At 48.5% G+C, this 20,000-nt stretch carries 15 protein-coding genes and 1 pseudogene; 12 read left to right on the top strand and 4 right to left on the bottom strand.

Annotated features, from left to right (window positions below):
- The first annotated feature begins 5 nt into the window (after positions 1–5).
- Together HUN05_04555 and HUN05_04550 are read left to right on the top strand one after the other, a co-directional pair.
- Positions 6–2,090, top strand: a complete 2,085-nt coding sequence (locus HUN05_04555; protein ID WDP84507.1) for an adenylate/guanylate cyclase domain-containing protein — start codon at positions 6–8, stop codon at positions 2,088–2,090.
- A gap of 414 nt (positions 2,091–2,504) precedes the next feature.
- A complete protein-coding gene (locus tag HUN05_04550; protein ID WDP84506.1) occupies positions 2,505–3,236 on the top strand; it encodes a hypothetical protein in 732 nt (243 codons plus the stop codon).
- 174 nt (positions 3,237–3,410) lie between these two features.
- Here the strand turns inward: HUN05_04550 and HUN05_04545 are convergent, their stop codons facing one another.
- Positions 3,411–4,928, bottom strand: coding sequence for a hypothetical protein (locus HUN05_04545; GenBank protein WDP84505.1), 1,518 nt, complete (start codon positions 4,926–4,928; stop codon positions 3,411–3,413).
- Between the two features lie 226 nt (positions 4,929–5,154).
- Here HUN05_04545 and HUN05_04540 point away from each other — a divergent pair, with 226 nt between their 5' ends.
- From HUN05_04540 to HUN05_04525, 4 genes and pseudogenes are all read left to right on the top strand, one after another.
- Positions 5,155–5,430: a hypothetical protein gene (locus tag HUN05_04540; GenBank protein WDP84504.1), complete on the top strand. Its 276-nt coding sequence runs from the start codon at positions 5,155–5,157 to the stop codon at positions 5,428–5,430.
- 111 nt (positions 5,431–5,541) lie between these two features.
- Entirely contained in the window at positions 5,542–7,020 is a 1,479-nt protein-coding gene (locus HUN05_04535; protein WDP84503.1) for a DUF1254 domain-containing protein, read from the top strand.
- Positions 7,021–7,051: 31 nt separating this feature from the next.
- Positions 7,052–8,573, top strand: a pseudogene (locus HUN05_04530) (DUF1254 domain-containing protein).
- Positions 8,574–8,842: 269 nt separating this feature from the next.
- A complete protein-coding gene (locus HUN05_04525) occupies positions 8,843–9,397 on the top strand; it encodes a hypothetical protein (GenBank protein ID WDP87925.1) in 555 nt (184 codons plus the stop codon).
- A 92-nt stretch (positions 9,398–9,489) separates the two neighbouring features.
- On the opposite strand, the gene HUN05_04520 is transcribed toward HUN05_04525, so the two are convergent.
- The gene (locus HUN05_04520; protein WDP84502.1) at positions 9,490–9,933 is read right to left on the bottom strand and encodes a PaaI family thioesterase; all 444 of its coding nucleotides are present in this window, start codon (positions 9,931–9,933) and stop codon (positions 9,490–9,492) included.
- 347 nt (positions 9,934–10,280) lie between these two features.
- Between HUN05_04520 and HUN05_04515 the strand changes: the two genes are divergently transcribed.
- Both HUN05_04515 and HUN05_04510 read left to right on the top strand, forming a co-directional pair.
- Positions 10,281–11,213 carry a universal stress protein gene (locus HUN05_04515; protein ID WDP84501.1) on the top strand — a complete coding sequence of 311 codons (933 nt, stop codon included), beginning with the start codon at positions 10,281–10,283 and terminating at the stop codon, positions 11,211–11,213.
- A gap of 3 nt (positions 11,214–11,216) precedes the next feature.
- Positions 11,217–13,019, top strand: a complete 1,803-nt coding sequence (locus tag HUN05_04510) for a hypothetical protein (GenBank protein ID WDP84500.1) — start codon at positions 11,217–11,219, stop codon at positions 13,017–13,019.
- Positions 13,020–13,026: 7 nt separating this feature from the next.
- Here HUN05_04510 and HUN05_04505 read toward each other — a convergent pair whose 3' ends face one another.
- Positions 13,027–14,196 (bottom strand): IS4 family transposase, encoded by a 1,170-nt coding sequence (locus HUN05_04505; GenBank protein ID WDP87924.1) that lies wholly within the window; start codon positions 14,194–14,196, stop codon positions 13,027–13,029.
- A gap of 360 nt (positions 14,197–14,556) precedes the next feature.
- Here HUN05_04505 and HUN05_04500 point away from each other — a divergent pair, with 360 nt between their 5' ends.
- Together HUN05_04500 and HUN05_04495 are read left to right on the top strand one after the other, a co-directional pair.
- Complete coding sequence (locus tag HUN05_04500; protein ID WDP84499.1) at positions 14,557–15,471, top strand: hypothetical protein; 915 nt, start codon at positions 14,557–14,559, stop codon at positions 15,469–15,471.
- Between the two features lie 5 nt (positions 15,472–15,476).
- The gene (locus HUN05_04495) at positions 15,477–16,130 is read left to right on the top strand and encodes an HAD hydrolase-like protein (GenBank protein WDP84498.1); all 654 of its coding nucleotides are present in this window, start codon (positions 15,477–15,479) and stop codon (positions 16,128–16,130) included.
- 105 nt (positions 16,131–16,235) lie between these two features.
- On the opposite strand, the gene HUN05_04490 is transcribed toward HUN05_04495, so the two are convergent.
- Positions 16,236–17,447, bottom strand: coding sequence for an IS256 family transposase (locus tag HUN05_04490; protein WDP84497.1), 1,212 nt, complete (start codon positions 17,445–17,447; stop codon positions 16,236–16,238).
- Between the two features lie 88 nt (positions 17,448–17,535).
- Between HUN05_04490 and HUN05_04485 the strand changes: the two genes are divergently transcribed.
- Both HUN05_04485 and HUN05_04480 read left to right on the top strand, forming a co-directional pair.
- Positions 17,536–18,804 carry a hypothetical protein gene (locus HUN05_04485; protein WDP84496.1) on the top strand — a complete coding sequence of 423 codons (1,269 nt, stop codon included), beginning with the start codon at positions 17,536–17,538 and terminating at the stop codon, positions 18,802–18,804.
- Entirely contained in the window at positions 18,770–19,969 is a 1,200-nt protein-coding gene (locus HUN05_04480) for a hypothetical protein (GenBank protein WDP84495.1), read from the top strand. The genes HUN05_04485 and HUN05_04480 overlap by 35 nt, the downstream gene beginning before the upstream one ends.
- Positions 19,970–20,000 lie beyond the last annotated feature (31 nt).

Here is a 20,000-nt window from a genome sequence, read left to right as displayed (position 1 = left end):
GCGCAATGGACTTTCGGAGCAAAAAAAATAAAAAAATGCTGAGGGGAGGTCTGCTGGGCCTTTTATCCCTGGGCATTGCCCTGGTGATTTTTCAGATGGGCGGGCTGTCTACCCTGGAAAATAAATCCTGGGATTTTCGTGCAAAAACAGGGATTGCCGCCCAAAACCCCTCCAAAGAGATTGTTCTTATTCTCCTGGATCAAAACAGCCTTGAGTGGGCAAAAAATACCTTGGGGCTGACCTGGCCCTGGCCCCGGGAAATTTACGGGGTCATTGTCTCTTTCTGCCGGCGGAATCAGGCCAAAAGCCTTGGGTTTGACGTGATTTATTCTGAGCCTTCATCCTATGGGGTGGCTGATGATGCAGGGTTTGCAGAGACCATGGAAAAGGCCGGAAATGTCGCCAACTCCCTTATTCTGGGACAGTCTTCAGGCCAGGGCCGCACCTGGCCCCAAAATCTTGACAGCCAAAAAGTTACAGTTGAAGGGCTGGAGGCCTGGCTTAAAACATCCAAGGTCAAGCCGTTTACCGGCCTTACCCTGCCCGTTCCCGAATTGGCAAAGGCCTCTGCCCTGTTCTGCAATGTTAATCTGGCACCGGGTAAAGACGGGATCTACAGGCCCATACCCTTGTTTTCCATCTTTGAAAACCAGGCCGTTCCCAGCATGGGGCTCTGCCTTTACCTGGCGGCCCACCCCAATGCCAGGGCCCGTATTGAAAACGGGAATTTCATGGTTGGCCAGAGATCTGTTCCCATGGACAACCAGGGCCGTGTGATTTTAAACTACAGGGGGCCTTCGGGCACCCATGAGACATACTCCGCAGCCTGGGTCCTGCAATCGGAACTTCGGCTGAGAACCGGCCAGGGAGAGGCCGCTCGTGCGGATTCTGCATTTAAGGACAAGTATATATTTTTCGGGTTTTCAGCGCCCGGCCTGTTTGACATTCATTCCACCCCTGTGGACAGCCAGTTTCCCGGGGTGGAAATTCATGCTACGCTGTTGGATAATTTTTTGTCCCAGGATTTCATGACCCAACTGCCCTTTGGCTTGACCCTGGTATTTTCAGGAATTCTGGTGATTTGCTGCGGCATGCTCACTTCGGTCAATACTCGGGCGCTTCCCATGTTTTCATTGATCGCTGGGTTTTTAGTTCTGCCTGTGGCCGCAGGCATTCTGGCGTACCCTTACGGGGTCTGGCTGCCCATGGCCCTGCCTCTGGTCTCTGTGTCCATGACCATCGGGCTTTGTCTGGTGGTGAATTACGCCACAGAAGGTCGGCGCCGCAGATTCATTAAAACCGCCTTTCACCATTATTTAAGTGCCCAGGTCATTGACCAGATTCTCCAGAACCCGGACCGGTTGCGTCTGGGCGGCGAACGAAGGAGATTGTCCATATTTTTTTCAGACCTGGAATCCTTTACCAGTTTTTCTGAAACCCTTGAGCCTGAAGAGCTGACCCGTTTTTTAAACCAATACCTTACCGCCATGACAGATATCATCCAGGGCCTTGGGGGCACCATTGACAAGTATGAAGGGGATGCCATCATTGCGTTTTGGAATGCCCCTTTGGATACACCGGACCATGCAGACCTTGCTGTCAGGGCTGCCCTGGACTGCCAGGCCCGGCTTGGAAAGATGCGGTCTGAATTCAGGCGCCAGACCGGAAAAGAGGTGAAGATGCGCATCGGCATCAACACGGGGGAGGCTGTTGTGGGGAACCTGGGATCCAATACCCGGTTTGACTATACCATGATCGGGGATAGTGTTAACCTGGCGGCCCGCCTGGAATCTGCCAACAAGGAATTGGGCACCTATACCATGGTTTCCGGCGAGACAAGACAGGCATCACGCTCAGGGCTGTTCTGGCGGCCCCTGGGCCGGATCCGGGTCAAGGGACGGGCCAGGGCTGTAAAAATTTATGAGCCCATGGACCTTCAAAAAGCAGACCCCAGAAAAGACCTGTTCAAGACCTTTGACCAGGGGCTTTGTCTGTATAACAAGGGCGATTTTCATTCGGCATTTAAGGTCTTTTCCCGGATAAAAGAACAAGACCCTGCCGCAGACGCATATGCCCGGATTTGCCGTTAATACATGGCATCCCCGCCCAAGGACTGGGACGGGGTCTGGCCCATGAAAAACAAATAGACCCGGCCCGGATCACAGGTGGGGGTTTTCCAGGCTGATCCCCCGGCATTGCAACCGGTTTATAGCTTTGTCCCGGCGGGGTATACCTTGGGCTTAAAGACCATAATTGATCCGTTTTTACCTTTGATATCTCCACCCTATTTTATCCTATAATAGGTGTTAAACCCCCTTTGGGTATTACTAAATAGATTCTGGTGAAAACCAATAGCGATGAGTCCTTGAACCTGGCCGAACTGAATCGGGAACGGACATGGACTCTCAATCCGGGCTGGGGGATTTGTGTTTTTTCCTATCGTCAAAACAAGAAGGAAATAAGATGAGTATCAGAAATATTACAGGGATGATCGGATTTATCCTTTGGTTTTTTTTTTGGCCTTTCCAATCCATGGCAAAACAGAGACCCGGGAGGGGTGGCAGTTTCAATTGGCGCCCTATGCCTGGCTGTCCGGCCAGAAAGGACGGATTGCCACCCAGCCGGGATTGCCGCCCGCAGATGTTGATCTTGACTTCTATGATGACATCCTATGCGGCATCAACGGTGCCGTTTTTCTGGTTGGGGAGGCCCGAAAGGGCAGATACGGTATTGTGGCCGACATCGCCTATACTGATATTGAGGTTGAGGATCCAACCCCCGGGCCTTTTTACTCCACCCTCAACAGCCGGACAAAAACCTGGATCTTTTCAACCGCCGGTTTTTATCGAGTGGTTCAGAAAGATCAAGGGTTTCTGGATCTCATGGCCGGGCTCCGGTACTGGTCTGTGGACGCCTCTTTGACGTTTGGTGCAGGCTTACTGCCCGGGACTGAGCGCTCCAACAAACAAGATTGGGTCGACCCGTTAATCGGCTTTAAAGGGCTGATTCCCCTGGGAGAATCCAAGTTTTTCCTCAGCACATCCATGGTTGCCGGCGGTTTCAAGGTGGGGTCAGATTTCATCTGGGACATGATGGCCAACATAGGCTACCAATGGACCGAAGGTTTTTCAACCACCATTGGGTACCGGTATATGAAAGTGGATTACGATGAAGATGGGTTTGTATATGATGTGTCACAGGAGGGTATTATCCTGGGGGGATCCTGGCGGTTTTAGGAAATAATCAGAACAGAGGCAATGGGTTACCATAAACAGAGGGTATGATCATCCCCCTTTTTGAATTCAGACCCTGTTTGATTTTTATGGATCTCATTATCTTGCTTGCCGGGTGCAGCAGTACCGGACCGAAAACCATTCCCCGGGATCGATTTGACTACAATAAGGCGGGTATCAGAGGGTATCAATTCCCACAGCGCCCAGCCCGTCAATCAATCGTTCAACAATGTCCTCAAATTTTACATAATGACGAATGAGCTGTCTGCCGCTTTGGGAAAAATCCGGCTTGAGTTTGAGCAGTGCGTCTGCGGACTTGCGGCCTTCAGGGATGCGTCCTAATTGCCCGAGGTTTGAAGCGTTTGCCAGGTGATACCAGAAAAGATAAGGGGCCCTGACGCTCAGTGATTCCACCTGGGCCTGCCGAAAGTTTCCCTGTTGAAACATGTCCAGCCACAGGGCAAAATGGACAATAGGGTCGTAATAGGGATTGATGCGGACAGCTTTTTTGATAAGGGCGGTGCCCTGCTGCCATTCACCTAAAAGGGTGAATAAATAACCGATGTTGTCAAGAAAAATGATGGACTCGGGGTTCAGGGCCAGGGCGTTTTTGGCTTCAGCCCTTGCAGAAGAGAGTTTATTGTCAATCATCAGGGCAAATGCCAGGACGATTCTGGCCCGCTGGCTGCCCGGATCAAGTCTTACCCCCCTTTGGGCAAACTCTATGGCCTTATCAATGGGAGTATCGTGTTCAAATAATTCCATGCTGTAATTCACTGCATACAAACGGGCGATCATGCTCCAGACCAGTCCGCATTCGGGCTCTGCTTGAGCAGCCGACAAAAGGCTTTCCAGAGCATCTTCAAAAGATTGGCGGGTGTATAGGGCAGTAAATCTATGATATCTCAACACTGCCTCGTAAGAGGTGAGTTTTGAAATGGGTATACCCTTTGATTCAATGGCCAGTTGTTTGGCAATAATGCCATGTTCAGCACAGATTTTGCTGGTCACGGCCCTGCTCACCGTCTCTGTAAAAGGCATGAGCCGGGCAGGGGTTGTCTGGGTTGTGTGGGTGTCTGCCCAGGCTTGGCAGCCTTTGTTCAGGTCCGTTAATACGATATTGACTTTGAGGTGGGACAGCCCTTTAAACAGACTCCCGGTCAAGGCAAACCGGGCGCCGCTGTCCGAGGCCCGCTGTTTGTTTTTATCCCGGGGCTGAAGCAGTACACGGATCTCCTGATACCGGGTTATTTCTGCTGCAATTTCAGTGGCAATGGCAATGCCCACATGGTCGAACCCAGGATCTCCGGTAAGGTTTTCAAGATTTTGAACCACCAGACCCGGCCAGCCCGGTTTTTGTTTGTCTCTGGCGCTGGGTTTTTCCCGGACAGGAGAGGGGACCGGACAGGTTTGTGCCATGAAAATCGGTACATATGTTCCTTTGGGGATATCGATGCGGATGGGATCAGTCTGCCCTGCCACCAGGTAATACCGCTCCAATGCGCGCCTGAGCTTGTTGGCATGGATGCTGACCACAGAGTCGATGGATTGGTCAAAATCCTCCCCCCGGCCAAACACCTCTGTGGCCAAGGTATATCCTTTAATCTCATCCCCCCGGCCCGCAAGCGTTTTGTTTACCACGTAGGTAAGAAAGGATTTTTGGGCATCTGTGACGCGGAACTCGGGCGAGTTCAAAACTCTGTCCATCTGTTGGTTTATCTTTGAAGACGGAAATTGAGATGGATCGGATGGATTCTCGAATTCTATGTTCAAAATTAGTTTGTCCGATTTTTTGAAAATTTATATGATTGGTTTCAGATAGCCTATTTTAACCTATAATAGGTAGCCAAAAGGACGTCTGGAATATTACATACGCCCCAATCAAAGTCAATACGGGCATCCCCCCAAAAAGGAAGGCAAGATGACAATAATCAAACCGGGGCTTTTTTTGATCATGCAGCAATGTCCCTGTCATAAAAATCTGCTGCGCCGGATGTACTTTGGCAGCCGGTCCTTTCAAATTCTTTGTGATGACTATCATAAATGCGTTGAGGCCCATGAATACTGGGCGCAGTCAAAGGGCGGTCAGGCGCAGGAGAGATCACAGGAGTACCGGGAGATGATGAAAGGCCTAAAAAATGAGATAAAGGAGCGCATCCGTGCGAACAAAAAAATTGATACCGGAGACTTAGGATAATTCTTGTTTAAAAGATTAAAAAAACGCTTTCATGGTCCTGGTTCCTGTACCCCCTCAATAATGCGAATAAAGAAAAAATGTGTAAATAAATGATTTAGAAAGGAAGGTAAAATGAGAGTGGATAAAAAAACTTTAAGCCTGGCATTATGCGCCGTTGTCAGCATTTTTTTCGTCTTATCGGTTTCACAGGCCGAAATAAGAGAGTCAAGCATCGGGCCGGTTGAATATATCGGTGGATATCCCACTAAAGAAACCGCAAAAAAGTTTTATGACGAGCTTGATTTACAGCGGGCCGTGGAAGCTTATTTATGGGCCTTGCCCATGGCCTCTTATGGAGCCATGGCCGACGCCCATCACAAGTTTGGGGCCGGGGATCATGCCGTTCTCATGGTTGACAAGGCCGCTGAATCCCAGCAATTGATCCTCACGGCCAACCAGGACACCATTTATCTGTCCGGCGTATTAGACCTTGGAAAAGGGCCCATGGTCATTGATGTCCCTGCAGGGCTTCTGGGTACAATGAATAATATCTGGCAACAGCCGTTGGTGGATATCGGCGGACCTTTTTCTCCCGAGCAGAACCGGGGGGGCCGCTTTCTCGTTCTTCCTCCGGGTTACAAGGGGCCAATGCCTTCGGTGGCGTACCATCTGGTCCAATCGGATACCAATACGGTGGTGTTTTACTTGCGGGCCATTCCCCAGTCAAAAGAGGATTTACCCAGGCTGAATAAACTGGTCCGCACCTTCCGCCAGTACCGGTTGGAGGAAGCCAAAAATCCGCCTGAAATGACATTCATATCCATGATAGGAAAAAAGGCTGATTTTCTTACCCACGAGGGGTTCGAGTTTTATAAATCCCTTGCCCGTTACATCAATGACAACCCGCCGCGCCCTCAGGATATGGCCATGCTGGGTCTTCTGGAGACCCTTGGCATTGCCCATGGTCGCAAATTTAATTCAGACCCGCGGATGCAGGGCATTTTGACGGCGGCGGCAAAGAGGGGGCGCGCCATGGCCGAAGTTGTGTCCTGGCATCCGCGGGTACCGGAGAAGGACCTGTATCCGTACGATAAAAGTCCGTGGAAAAAAATATTCATATCTGAGGATCCAAGCTTTCACGCCTCAAATTATCTGGCAATTGATCAGCGGACGCGATACGGTTTTGAAGCCATTGGAACATCGAAATCCATGACAATTGCGGCTCCTGGGCAGGGATCACAATACATTGGCGTTTATCAGGATGATAAGGGTCGGTGGCTTACCGGAGATAACACCTTTCGTATTCATCTGCCAAAGGATATTCCTGCCGCAAATTTCTGGTCCCTCTCTGTCTATGACAACCACTCCCGCTCTCTTGTCCAAAATGATCAGGATCATGCCACCATCGGCACCGTACACGGGGCAGAACCAAACGCTGACGGGTCTTTTGACACCTATTATGGACCTCAATGTCCTGAGGGTGTTCCTGAAGCCAATTGGATTCAGACAAAACCCGGGGTGGGATTTTTCGTATATCTCAGGCTCTACGGACCTTTGGAAACTTATTTTGACAAAACCTGGCGGCCCGGAGATCCCAAACTTGTAAACTGATATGGATAGGAAAATACTCAGGAGAGAACCTATGAACACTCAAAAAATAATCCGCCTTATTATCATTGCATTAACCCCCATATTGATCGCAACATTTTACGCTCATGCCCAAGATGCCCAAAAACCGAAATACATCGGCTGATGTCCCCCAATTTTTGCTTACCCCGGACAAGGTGGAGACTGAACTTCTCGGGGATCTCGAATTTTTTGATGGTATGCCCGGCGAATCTACGGTGGAAAAAGCCTATGATTTTCTGGACCTGTCCCGGGGCGTAGATGCGTTCCTTAATGGCATGCCCGCAGCCTCCTTGTATGCCATGTTAGAGGGGCTCAAAGAGGCTGGCTTAAAACCGGGGGATCTGGCGCTTTTCCAAGGGCTGATGGATGCCCGCACCCTGTTTTTGACTGCCCAATCAACCACGCCATATGCCTTTGCAGAGGTTGACTTGAAAAATGGCCCGGTTGTCGTAGAGATCACCGGCCCTGTTCTGGGCTCTCTTAATGACGCATTTTTCCGTTTTGTCAGTGATCTCGGCCTGACCGGTCCCGATCAGGGCAAGGGGGGAAAATACCTGTTCCTAGGACCTGACGACAAGGGGGATATCCCCGAAGGCTACTTTGTTGCAAGGTCTGCGACCTACCGTAACTGGCTGTTCATGCGCGTTTTTGTAAAAGACGGGGATTTGGAGGCATCCACAAAAGAGTTGAGAGAAGGATTTCGCTGTTATCCGTTCGCACAGGCAGACCAGCCGCCAGAGCAAAAAATCTACGACCTTTCCGGCAAACGATTCAACACCATTCATGCCAATGATGCACATTTTTATGAAGAGCTTAACGCCGTGGTTCAATATGAACCTGCCAATGCCTTTAACCCTGAGCTTGTGGGGCTGTTTGCCTCCATCGGCATCAAGAAAGGAAGCCCGTTTGCACCGGATGCACGAATGAAAAAAATTCTGAAAGATGCGGCTGCCATCGGCAATGCCACGGCAAGGGCCATTGTTTTCAGACCACGTCACAAGGCTGCCTATTTTTATCCGGACCGCCAGTGGTACACCTCCTTTGCCGGCGGCCATGATTTTATGGACAAGGGTGAGCTGGTTCTTGATGACCGTATTATGTTTCACTATGCCGCCACCGGTATTACACCGGCCATGGCCATGCCCAAAGTGGGAACCGGATCTGCCTATGCGTTTATCCCCCATGATGCCGAGGGAAATTTTCTTGATGGGGGTAAAACCTACAAGGTGACCCTGCCTGCGCCGATTCCGGTCAACAACTTCTGGTCATTCATGGTCTATTCCGGCCAACACCGCTCAATGCTGGAGACCGACCAGAAATCAGCCGGTCTTGACAGCAACAGCCCCTCGGTTAAACCAAACAAGGATAACTCTTATACGGTCTGGTTCGGCCCCCAAGCCCCAGAAGGCCGGGAGGACAACTGGATTCAAACCCTGCCCGGCAAAAGCTACAATGTCCTGCTGCGGCTCTATGGTACCCTTGATCCATGGTTTGATAAAACATGGAAACCCGGAGATCTTCAATTGGCAGACTAACCCCAGGGTTGCAAAAATCACAAAGGGCTTCAGCTTCAGGGCATTCAGGGTTAAAATCGTCGTAATTTATCGTGACGCTCTGATAACCTGGGAGGTGGTGCCTTTTTGATTTTTCCCAAGAGCAGAAATTTAATGGGAAAAGAAGATTTTTTTTATCAAAGTTTTGTGCAATATTGGGGTAAAATAATCAGATAATATCAGTTATGATCCAATGCCAAGTAAATTTTAAACCCAGACAGAGGAGGTTATCCTTGAAAATTTTTATTCAGCTGTTTATTGCAGGTGTTGTTTTTGTATTCTGCCTTGGCGGCATAGCCAATGCAGACGCCTATTCAAAAACCATTTCGGTTTTTAAAAAATCAGAAGCGGTACAGCCCTTTTTCAAATCCTGCTACGGGTATGCTATTTTTCCAACCATTGGAAAAGGGGGGATCGGAATCGGGGGTGCCTATGGAGAAGGTAAGGTTTACAAAGGCGGGAAAGTGACCGGGACCACCTCCCTTGCAAAATTGAGCATTGGTTTCCAGCTGGGAGGTCAGGCATTCAGTCAGATTATTTTTTTCCAGGACAAACGATCCTGTGGAGAGTTCACCAGCGGGGAATTTGAGTTTGATGCCTCTGCATCGGCCGTGGCCATCACGGCCGGTGTCCAGGCAAAAGCAGGGACAGAAGGGGCGACTGCCGGTGCCAGCGCAGGTCCTGCCACAGGCGGGCAGGCCAAAACAAGCTATCACAAAGGCATGGCCGTCTTTGTCCATGCAAAGGGCGGGCTGATGTATGAAGCGGCCATTGGCGGACAAAAGTTCAGCTTTAAACCCATTTGATCCGCCAAGCAAAAACTGACATTTTTACAGGCTGGATTTGTGATCTTGTAAAACCCTGCCCGATGAGCAGTCCCTTGCTTTTAATCTGAAGTTTACATCGGGTTTTTATACCCCTTGGCCTGGGCAAGGGCCATTTTGCTTTTGACAAACACCCCGCTGCCCCGGCCGATTTCATTGCTCTTTTCATCATAGACCACGGATTGGGCAATAAATTGGGATTTATTTTTATTAACCACTTTTCCCACGGCTTTAAGACGCCCCTTTGAAACCGGGCGGGTCAGATAGGTGGTAAAAGAGGTGGTCAGGACAAAGACCTTTGTCTCATAGGAGTTGGCCGCAAAAAAGGCGGCATCGTCCAGCATTTTAAAATAGACTGATCCGTGGACCGCCCCTGCTGAATGGAAAAATTGTTCTGACAAGGCCATTTTGATTTCAGCTTTTCCCTTGGACACGCTCAGAACCGGTTTGTAGATTTCATTGATGGGGGCTGAGGCATACATGTTTTCAAGGGCGCGGAAGTGTGAAGTTAAAGGCATTAAATTCCTCCAAGATCTTTGGTTTTTAAATGGACCCAAAATGTAAACCATATTCTGGAATATGTAAAATCGTCAATCATCTATGATCATCCCTTTGTTTCTGCCCGAATGGGCAGAGGCAGGCGTGACCTTGTCCCCTTTTCAAACCGTGTCAAGATTCTTTACACCTTGGCAAATCCCTTTTCATTGTTTTCATGTCTTATTTAATCCTTTAACAGCCAATATCCCTATACCACGGTGTTATGTCTTTTGTTCGGTCCCATGGCACATCTGTTGCTCTGATTGTCAGGGGAGTGTGAGCCAGGTGCATGCCTGGGTTTATTTTACATTAACCGTAAGGAGGTCCCATGACTGAAGCCAAGGATAAAATACTTGTGGCCCTTGACGGAGAAGAAAAGTCATTTAAAACCATTCAATATCTATGTGCGTTCAAGCCCTTCCGGGACAGGCACCTTGTCCTTTTTAACGTGATGAACAAGGTCCCTGAATATTATTATGATCTGGGGACCCAGGATTTCAGCCAGAATGTTATATCCCGGGGGCATGCCTGGGAGTACAGCTGCCGCAAGCAAATGGATGAATTCATGAATCAGGCCAGGACAAAATTGCTGGCCCAGGGGTTTTCTGCCAACCATGTGGACCTGGTGATCTGTGAGCGGAACCGCGGCATTGCCAGGGATATTCTGGATGAGGCACAAAAGGGCTACCATGCCCTGGTTCTCAGGCGGCGGGGAATCGCAAAGTCTGTTTTACCTGTTGCCATGGGCAGTGTCTCCTCAAAACTGATTGAAAAAGCCACGGATGTTCCCCTGATTCTGGCCGGTATCTTAAAGGTCTCCCACTCCCTTTTTTGGGCCATTGACGGTTCAAAAGGGGCGGACCGGGCTGTTGAGTTTGTTGCCGACACCCTCAAAGGATCTGACTGCCGCTTTGTTCTGGGCAGTGTGATCAGAGATTTTTACGGGCCAAGTGCAGAGAGATTGGTTGATGAATCAGGCATATGGACCAGCCCCGGCCTGGAAATGATTGAAAAGGCGTTGAGTAAAGCCTCAGACATTCTTTTAAATGCAGGATTTAACCAGGCCCAGATTGCCAAAAGGACAATGAAAGGCGCGAAAAGCAGATCCGGGGCCATTGTTGAAATGGCCATGGAAGAGGGGTGCGATACCATTGTTTTCGGGAGAAAAGGTAAATCAAGAGTCTCTGATTTCAACATTGGCCGGGTTCCCTGGAAAGTGGTCAACGGGGCCCGGAAGATGACCGTCTGGATGGTGCCTTAAAAAATGACAGCTATGTTTTTTGACCAACGGGATCATGAAATGATCCAGATTGTGGAACAGGTCTACAATACCCCTGCGATTCCCGAATATGTCAGGAGCCTGTACTATCCGTTTTTTCACCCTCTGGGCATTAAGGAGCTGGCTGAGTCAAAGGGGCTGAGAACGGCCTATGCCATTGTCAACCTTCTGGCCTCAATGGAAAGAGGGGGATTTGACAACCGCCTTCAGGCCCTTAAGGGCTTAAAAGATGATATTTTCAGCGCCATTGACGGTTCCATGCCCATGAATACGGCCCGGGTGATGCTGCAGATCATGAAGGAACTGGTCCGTGCCAGGGGAAATTATCCATACCAGCTTCAGCTGGCACATGATTTCAGGATGGCGGCATTTGGAAAGCCTCGGGTGGTCCGGCAGTTTCTGGATCATTATCATCTTCTTGAAATGCCCGAAGAGTGGAATCAGATCACCTTTGACGACCATGTCCACGATGCCAACACTGCCGGCCGGAAAACCCCGACCCATTTGATCATGGATGCATGGATCAAAGGCATCCGCCGGTTGAGGGTGATCTATTATCACTATATTGAGCCTAAATTTGCCGCTGAACTTATTGACGCGGCCAGGATAATGGAAATTGATTTGAGAATCGGCATTGAATTCAGGGATGAGTATATTTGTTTTGTCTGGGTTTCACGGGGGCTTCCGGATGTTCAGGCCTTTCTCTGCTTTTTATCCGAACCCCATGTGGTGGATTTCATGGCCCAGGGAAAGGCGGTGGTTAAATTTCAGGAAGACTGTGTGCTGGCGCTTTTAGAACGGTTTAACACCTCTTGCCTGAAACAATTGTGCAAAGATCTGGACATTCAAATGGACGAGATCCATGCGGGAACCTTTTTGGAATTTGCCCATCCGGGCCAGGCATCCGCCCTTTACCTTGCCGAGTATATTCATGCCATGGTTCTTGAGGCTGCAGCCAAAAGGGGTAAAAAAGCCGATCCTGAAAAATCTGAAAGAATCAAAGCCCTGGGCGTCATGGACATTATGTCCCAATACCTTTGCCCTTCATGTGGTTCAGACGTGTTCAGATATTTTATTGATCAGCATTCCCCCTCAATTCCCGACCGGCTGAAAAAGGGGTTTTTACCCTTGCTGGGTCAGATCCAGAGCCTGCACCATGAATTCAGGATTACCCTGAACCTGGACCGGCTTGAGCCCGAAGATGTGCTTGAACTACTCTATGAATCAAGGGGATTGATTACCCGGATCGAGATTTTGAATTTAAAGGATTTTAATGACCAGAAGATTAAAAAGATTACTGGGGTTAATGAACTTCAAAAAAGCATCAACGAGGGCAGTCTGCTCAAACTCAAACAGGTGGTCAGGGAAATTATCCGCAGGGCCCAAGACTCAGGCCGGGCAAGTGGGGAACGGATGGAAAGATTCATGGAGATCCTCCATGATATTGACGGGCTGAGGTCCATGTATTCCATTCATCCCTTGAAATCCAGAATCGGGAGTCATTCCATTGGAAAACCCCACCGGGCATTTGGGATGGGGTTCGGCGTCCTGGAAACCTTGGGGCCGAGAGCCGGGGCAAAGGTGGCGGCCCAGGCCTCTACCCGGCTGGTGCTGCCGGTAAAAGCCCGGGTCTTGAAACAGATCACCACCGTTCATGTCAACGGCCGCCTGGCCCGGTATCTTCCCGGATTTTATCCTCTTTTTTTAAAGGAAAAACAGGATTGGGCCTTTGAGTCCTACTCGTTGAATATGGAAGAAAAGGGCAATATTGTCACCCTGGGTCAGTGATGTTCGGTTAGGTTTTTGCTTGCTCAATAATTTTTTGATCTTTGACAATATTGTCCCTGTTTGAACTATGAGAGCCCTGCTCCTCGCAGCCAAACAGGTCATTTAGAATGGCGGTTCGCAGCTGCCGAACTCTTTTGATCGTGACCTTTTCATTAAACTGTTTTTGGCAATGGATTGCCAGTAACAGGTAAGTGATAAGGCCGCCAAGAATCTGAACCATAAGGCCGTATTCACTGCGGGCAATGAGATGATATACCTTCAGATGTTCTTTCCACCATTTGAAAAAATCCTCAATGGTCCACCGGAGTTTATAAATTGTTGCTATTTGTTCCGCTGTTAAATCATGCCTGTCAGTTGCCACATAGTATTTGACGCCAGCAATTTTATAGCCAACAACCCGAACAGGCCTTTTCGTCTGGTTTTGATTCGGAGTACCAAGTTTAACCAGTGCATCATAAAAAATGTAGCTGTCGGAAGGGGTCTCGTGGTTATCAATAATTGTTCTTGTTGTCCTGGTTTTTATACGGCAGACAAAATGTTTGCCTTGCTCCTGAAGCAGGTCAAATTCTTTATGGGATTGATATCCACGATCCATAACACCTGTTTGCCCCTTGGAAAGTATTTTGGGAACAAAAGTGCGTTCAGCGCCGTTGCCTTCAGTCAAAAAGATTTTGTTTGGGATTCCGTGATTAATGTCAAATCCGCAATGTACTTTGGCTTTTTTACTTCCTTTTCTGTAGTTCGCCCAGTGCATTGAAAGGACTGCATTTATGAGACTACCGTCAATGGAAACCAACTCTCCTAACTCGGCGTGTTCACCCGGATGACACTCAAGAGCCTGTTTATAAAGATCCTCAAAGATAAATTGCAGTTGTTCGAGTCCCCTGTGATTGATGGCTTCACAGAAACTACTACGGCTGATACCACCGTCTGGCGCAATATTTTCTTTAGCAAAAACATTCTCCTTGAGATCCTGAATTAAATGTCGGGCAGACTTGTGCTCCTGAAGATGGAAATAAACCAAAGCATTTATCTGGTCTTCGAATGTCATTTTTAAAGGGCGGTCTCCTCGAGATTGTAATTCCGGTGCTTTTGAAAGTGACTTTATCAGAGGGCACCTGAAATTGTCAAAGTTCAGGGACCGTAGTTGTTTTTTAGGGACTGAGATGTGCGTCATTTGAGCTCCTTGAGTTAAATTTTCAAGGCGCACAAAAATTTTTACGCACATTTGTCAACACAAAACAGACTGTTTTTTCAATGATTTTAGATGCTTTTTATATGCAACAACCTAACCGGACACTACTGACCCTGGGTAAAATTTTTAACCCAGACCAAACCAGAGGTGAAAATCCCCAGGCCCATCCTAAAAAAGCAGTCCATGAAAAATCATGGAACAATCTCAATTCCAAGGTGAAAAATTTTTTAAAATGTGTTCTGGGTTTTATTCCGGCATTTTTATGCTTTGCCCTGACCAAGGAGTGGTGGGTTTTGGCCTGGTTTGGGGCCTTTATCTGGTTCGGGATTACCGGCGTCAGAAATGTGCTTCAGTCGTTCCTCGGGGGGGGTGGGCTTTAAGCGCTCCTCCCAGGTGAGGTGGAATGACCATCTGAGCTGGGACAGGCTTGCCGATTCCCTTTTATTCACCGGGTTTTCAGTGCCGCTCTTGGATTATCTTATGAAAACCCTGGTTCTGGACCAATGGTGTGGCATCAATGTCAAATCCAGCCCCTTGGCCCTCTATTCATTCATGGCCCTGGCCAACGGCATTTATCTTTTAACCCACAATATTTTCAGGGGACTGCCCAGGGGAACGGGCACGGGTAATTTTTTTCGCAGTATTTTATCCATTCCCATTGCCCTGGTGTTCAATACCCTGATCGGCCTTGGGCTGGGCTTTTTCCAGGTGCCCGGGATAGATGATATTCTCCAAAAATGGGCTGCCATTATTTCCAAGGCTGCCTCTGACACCATGGCCGGGGTGATCGAAGGGCTTGCAGACAGGTTTCACAATATGCGGCTCAGGCAAAGGGAGATCAAACAAAAATTTTCAGATCTGTTTGCCATTTATTCCAAACTGGCCCTTTTATTTCCTGAAACAGAGGAGCTTTCCATCCTGGAAAATCCCGAGGCCCTGTTTCACAGTAAAAATTCAGAGGTCAGGGACTTGACCATTATGATTGTGATCAATTGTCTTGACCTCTTGTATTTTTTTATGTTCCTGCCCCGGGCACGGCAGGTCATGGCGGATATGGTGATGCATCTTTCCTTTGAAGAAACGCATATTTTTTCTTTGTCCCAGAACCTTTTGACCCAGGAGCAGCATATCAGCCGCCTGTTTGTGGACGGCATCCTTGGGAGAAATTTTTCCCGGACCCTTTCTTTTTATCTGACTTCACACACCGTATATCTGTCTGCCCTGGCCGAGGATATGAATCCCAAGAAAAAAGGATGATGCCCATGCCAAATGCAAAAACTATTATTCATCCCCGAAATTTTGACGGGGTGCTTTTTGACCTCGACGGTGTGGTGACAAAAACCGCATCTGTCCACGGGGCTGCATGGAAATTGATGTTTGATGGGGTTTTAAAAAAGATGGCCGGCAGTCAGGCGTTTGTTCCCTTTGACCTGGAAACGGACTACCCCTTGTACGTGGATGGAAAACCCAGGATCAAGGGAATTGAAGATTTTTTGGCCTCCAGGAATATTGTGCTTGACCCGGCAAGGGATGATGATCGAAACATCGGCCATACCCTGGAAGATTTGGGCAGGAGAAAAAACAAGCTGTTTTTAGACCTGTTGGAAAAACAGGGGGTAAAGGTATACCCGTCCACCCTTGATCTGGTGGATGAGTTGAAAAAAAACGGGTTTAAAACAGGGGTGGTCAGTTCAAGTGAAAATTGTGTTCAAATTTTGAAATCGGCTAAAATTGAGACCCTGTTCGATGTCCGGGTGGACGGGGTTGTGGCCCAAAAGATGGGCCTTTTGGGCAAACCCTCTCCCCAGACCTTTCTTGAAGCGGCCCGGCAGTTGGGGGTGGAAAAAGAAAGGAATGTTCAGAATTCTGTGTCACGGTTTCGGTTCCCGGATCTGCCTCAGCGCCAGCGGAAGTAAAAGTCAGGTCCGAGAATGGGCCTTCAATCAGCCACGTCGGAGGAGTTGACTTTTGCTGGAGTGGAGTTCCTGGAACCATCTTTTCCATCTGTAAATAAATCCCTATCAAATTCCCAGCTCTTTATCCAGCCGGCCTTCAAAGAAAATTGCTAACTGGGAAATTGTCAGTGACCAATTTTGAATCGGCATTGTCCATTTTTTACTGGCGTTCTGGATCCCCATGTAAAGCAGCTTTAACAGGCTGTCCTGGTTCGGGAATGATCCCTTTGTTTTGGTCAGTTTTCGAAACTGTCGATGCACAGCCTCAATGGTATTTGTGGTGTATATTATCCGTCGAATCTCTTCTGGATATTTAAAGAAATGACTGAGGCGTTCCCAGTTGTTCCGCCAGGATTTTATCACAATCGGGTATTTGTCATTCCATTTATTTTCCAAGATATCCAGTTCTTCTTCGGCCAGATCCTTATTGACCGCTTTATAAACACGTTTTAGATCTGCCATAAATTCTTTTTTATTTTTGGAACCAACGTATTTCAATGAATTTCGGATCTGGTGGACTACGCAGAGTTGAACTTCTGTGTCCGGGAATATGGTCTCAATGGCCTCGGGAAAACCTTTTAGACCATCAACACAGGCAATCAGGATATCTTTTACCCCTCGGTTTGAAAGGTCTGTTAACACCTGCAGCCAGAAGTTCGCACCCTCATTCTCGGATATGTACAGCCCAAGAACCTCTTTGCGGCCCTCGATATTCACCCCAAGAATTGTGTAAACGGCTTTGCTGCCGACCTTTCCGTTTTCTCGTACTTTATAATGTATGGCATCAAGCCATACGATTGGGTACACATTTTCCAACGGCCTGGCCTGCCATTCTTTGACGGTATGGATGATTTTATCGGTAATGGTGCTCAGAGTGGCATTTGAAATCTCAAGTCCATAGATTTCCTGTAAATGGGAAGCCATATCATTATAACTCATGCCCAGGCCGTAAAGGGCTATTATCTTTCTTTCAATTTCATCGCTGAGCGTTGTCTGATGTTTTTTGACGATCTGTGGAGAGAAGGTTCCGGCCCTGTCACGCGGGGTTTTTAGCTCAAATTTACCATCCAGGGATTTAATGGTCTTTTTGCTTTTTCCATTACGGCGGTTGGCAGAAACTTCCTGCCCGAGATGGGACTCCAACTCTCCTTCAAGAGCAGCTTCAGCAAGATTTTTGATTAATGATGTAAGGACGCCGCCCTTACCTGTGAAGGGTTTACCTTCCTGGATGCCTTTAAGGGCTTTTTGAAAATCAAATTCGGTGTTTTCTTCGGTCATGTCAGTTCTCCTTATTTAGCTGAGTATATCAGCTTTCATTCAACTGACACAGAATTTTGAACGCCCTTAAAAAGAACGGTGCGTGGTGGTGGAGGATGCCCTTTCCGGGGTAGAAGCAGGTCAACAGGGCGGGTTCGGCCTGGTCATCGGGGTGGACCGGAACAACAGGGCCGGGCAATTGAGAGCCCGCGGCGCCCATGTGGTGGTCAAGGATCTGTCACAGGTGAGTGCGGGGCGCTGGTCAGGCCAGGATTCCGGTTGGGAACATGTGTATACGGGATTTGACCCTGAAGACGAGGGAAAAAGAGAAACCCTCTGCGCCATGGGCAACGGCTATTTTGTGACCCGGGGAACGGCGCTCGAAGCGATCGCAGACGAGGTTCATTATCCCGGCACCTATTTGGCCGGATGCTATAACCGGCTGAAAACCAATATTCAGGGGAGAATTGTTGAAAATGAGGACCTGGTGAATATTCCCAATTGGAGATGCCTGAATTTTCGTATTGGAAAAGACCCCTGGTTTTCCCTCAAAGATGTCACCTTGATTTTTTATAGACAGTCTTTGGACATGAAAAAAGGAATATTGAACCGGGATCTGAGTTTCAGGGATGAAAGGGGAAGACTCACCCTTTTGTCCCAGATCTCCTTTGTCCACGGAGAGCAGATGCATCTGGCCGGGATGAAAATGGAGCTGACCCCTTTGAACTGGGGAGGGGAAGTTGTCATCTGTTCGGCCCTGGATGGCCGGGTGACCAACCGAGGGGTGGAACGTTACAAGGACTTGGAAAACCGTCACCTTGACCTTGTGGAGGCAAGGCATGTGGATGATCAAACCGTGGCCTTGAAAGTGAGGACGAGAAATTCGGGTATTGACATTGCTCTTGGGGCCTATACCCATGTATTTGTGGGCAGTAAACGGGTCAAGGTTGAGCCTTTGCCGGTGAATAAACCCTACGGGTATATTGGTAAATACTTTCGGGTAAAGGTGGGAAGATCAGACCGTCTTGTGGTTGAAAAACAAGTGTCCGTATACACCTCAAAGGACAGCGGCATTTATGAATGCCTGTGGGAAGCCCAGGCTGCGGTGTCAACGTTTAAAACAAAATTTACAACCCTGCTCAATTCCCATGTCACGGCCTGGTCCTTGTTATGGCGGGAGTTTGACTTTAATATTTCCCTGGACAATGCCAGGCTTGAGCAGTCCACCGGGAAAATTACCCGGCTTTATATGTTTCATCTGCTCCAGAGTTCTTCTTTTCACTCTTTGGATATTGATGTGGGTATGCTGGCCAGGGGATGGCACGGAGAGGGATACCGGGGCCATGTATCCCTGGCAGAGCGGAAGCAGCGGGCGTGAGGAGACTCAGCTTGTGCATTTAAATCCTGAATCCGGCCGGTGGATTGAGGATAATACCCGCCTTCAGCACCATGTGAACAATGCCATTGTCTATAATATCTGGCAATATTTTCAGACCACCCAGGACATCCAGTTCCTCTGCTTTTACGGGGGGGAAATTATCATTGAAATCGCAAGGTTCTGGGCCAGCAAGGCCAGCTATGACCCCTGCCTTGACCGGTATGAAATTTTTGGCATCATGGGACCGGATGAATACCATGACGGCTATCCAGGGGCTACCTCTCCAGGGATCAACAACAATGCCTACACCAATATCATGGTCATGTTTGTCATGAATCAGGCCCTGAATATTACCCATGTCCTGCCTCGGCAGGACTGGGAAGCTTTGCGCAGAAAACTGAAAATTAAAGACAAAGAGCTTGCCCGCTGGAAGCACATGAGCCGGCGGATGAAGCTGATTTTCCACGAGGATGGGGTCCTGAGCCAGTTTGAAGGATATGAAACCCTCAAGGAGTTTGACTGGGAGGGGTATCGCCAGAAATACGGTAATATCCGCAGGCTGGACAGGATACTTGAAAAAGAGGGGGATACCCCAAACCGGTATAAGCTGAGCAAACAGCCGGATGTGCTCATGCTTTTTTACCTGTTCAGTGCTGAAACCTTAAAAAAGATGTTCAAGCAGCTGGACTACGGGTTTGACAATGATTTTATCCGGAAAAACATTAATTATTATTTAAAAAGGACCACCAACGGGTCTTCCCTGGCTCTGGTGATCCACGCCTGGATTGAGGCCCGCCAGGACAGGGAACGGTCTTGGTCCCTTTTCAGCCAGGCACTTGAAACCGACATGTTTCAGGATCATACCGGCAGCATCCGTGAAGGCATCCATCTGGCAGCCATGGCCGGGTGCATTGATATTCTCCAGAGGGGCTATGCCGGCCTGGAAATTCGCAGCGATATTCTGATTTTAAATCCACTTCTTCCCAACCGGGTTAAAAAGGTCCAGTTTCATCTTCGGTACAGAAAACACTGGCTTGATCTGGAAATTACCCAGAGCCGGATCATTGTGAAAAGCCTTACAAACAGGGCGATCCCGTTTACAATGATGGTCAAAGACGAGATTATAAAGTTATATCCCGGCAATATGGCGGTGGTGGATATCTGAGATTTGTTCTGCCAGGCTAAAAAAAGAAGGA

Origin of the sequence: Desulfobacter sp. (genome assembly GCA_028768545.1) — a bacterium.
In the GTDB taxonomy this organism is placed as follows: domain Bacteria; phylum Desulfobacterota; class Desulfobacteria; order Desulfobacterales; family Desulfobacteraceae; genus Desulfobacter.
This window is presented reverse-complemented; position numbering and strand designations above follow the sequence as displayed.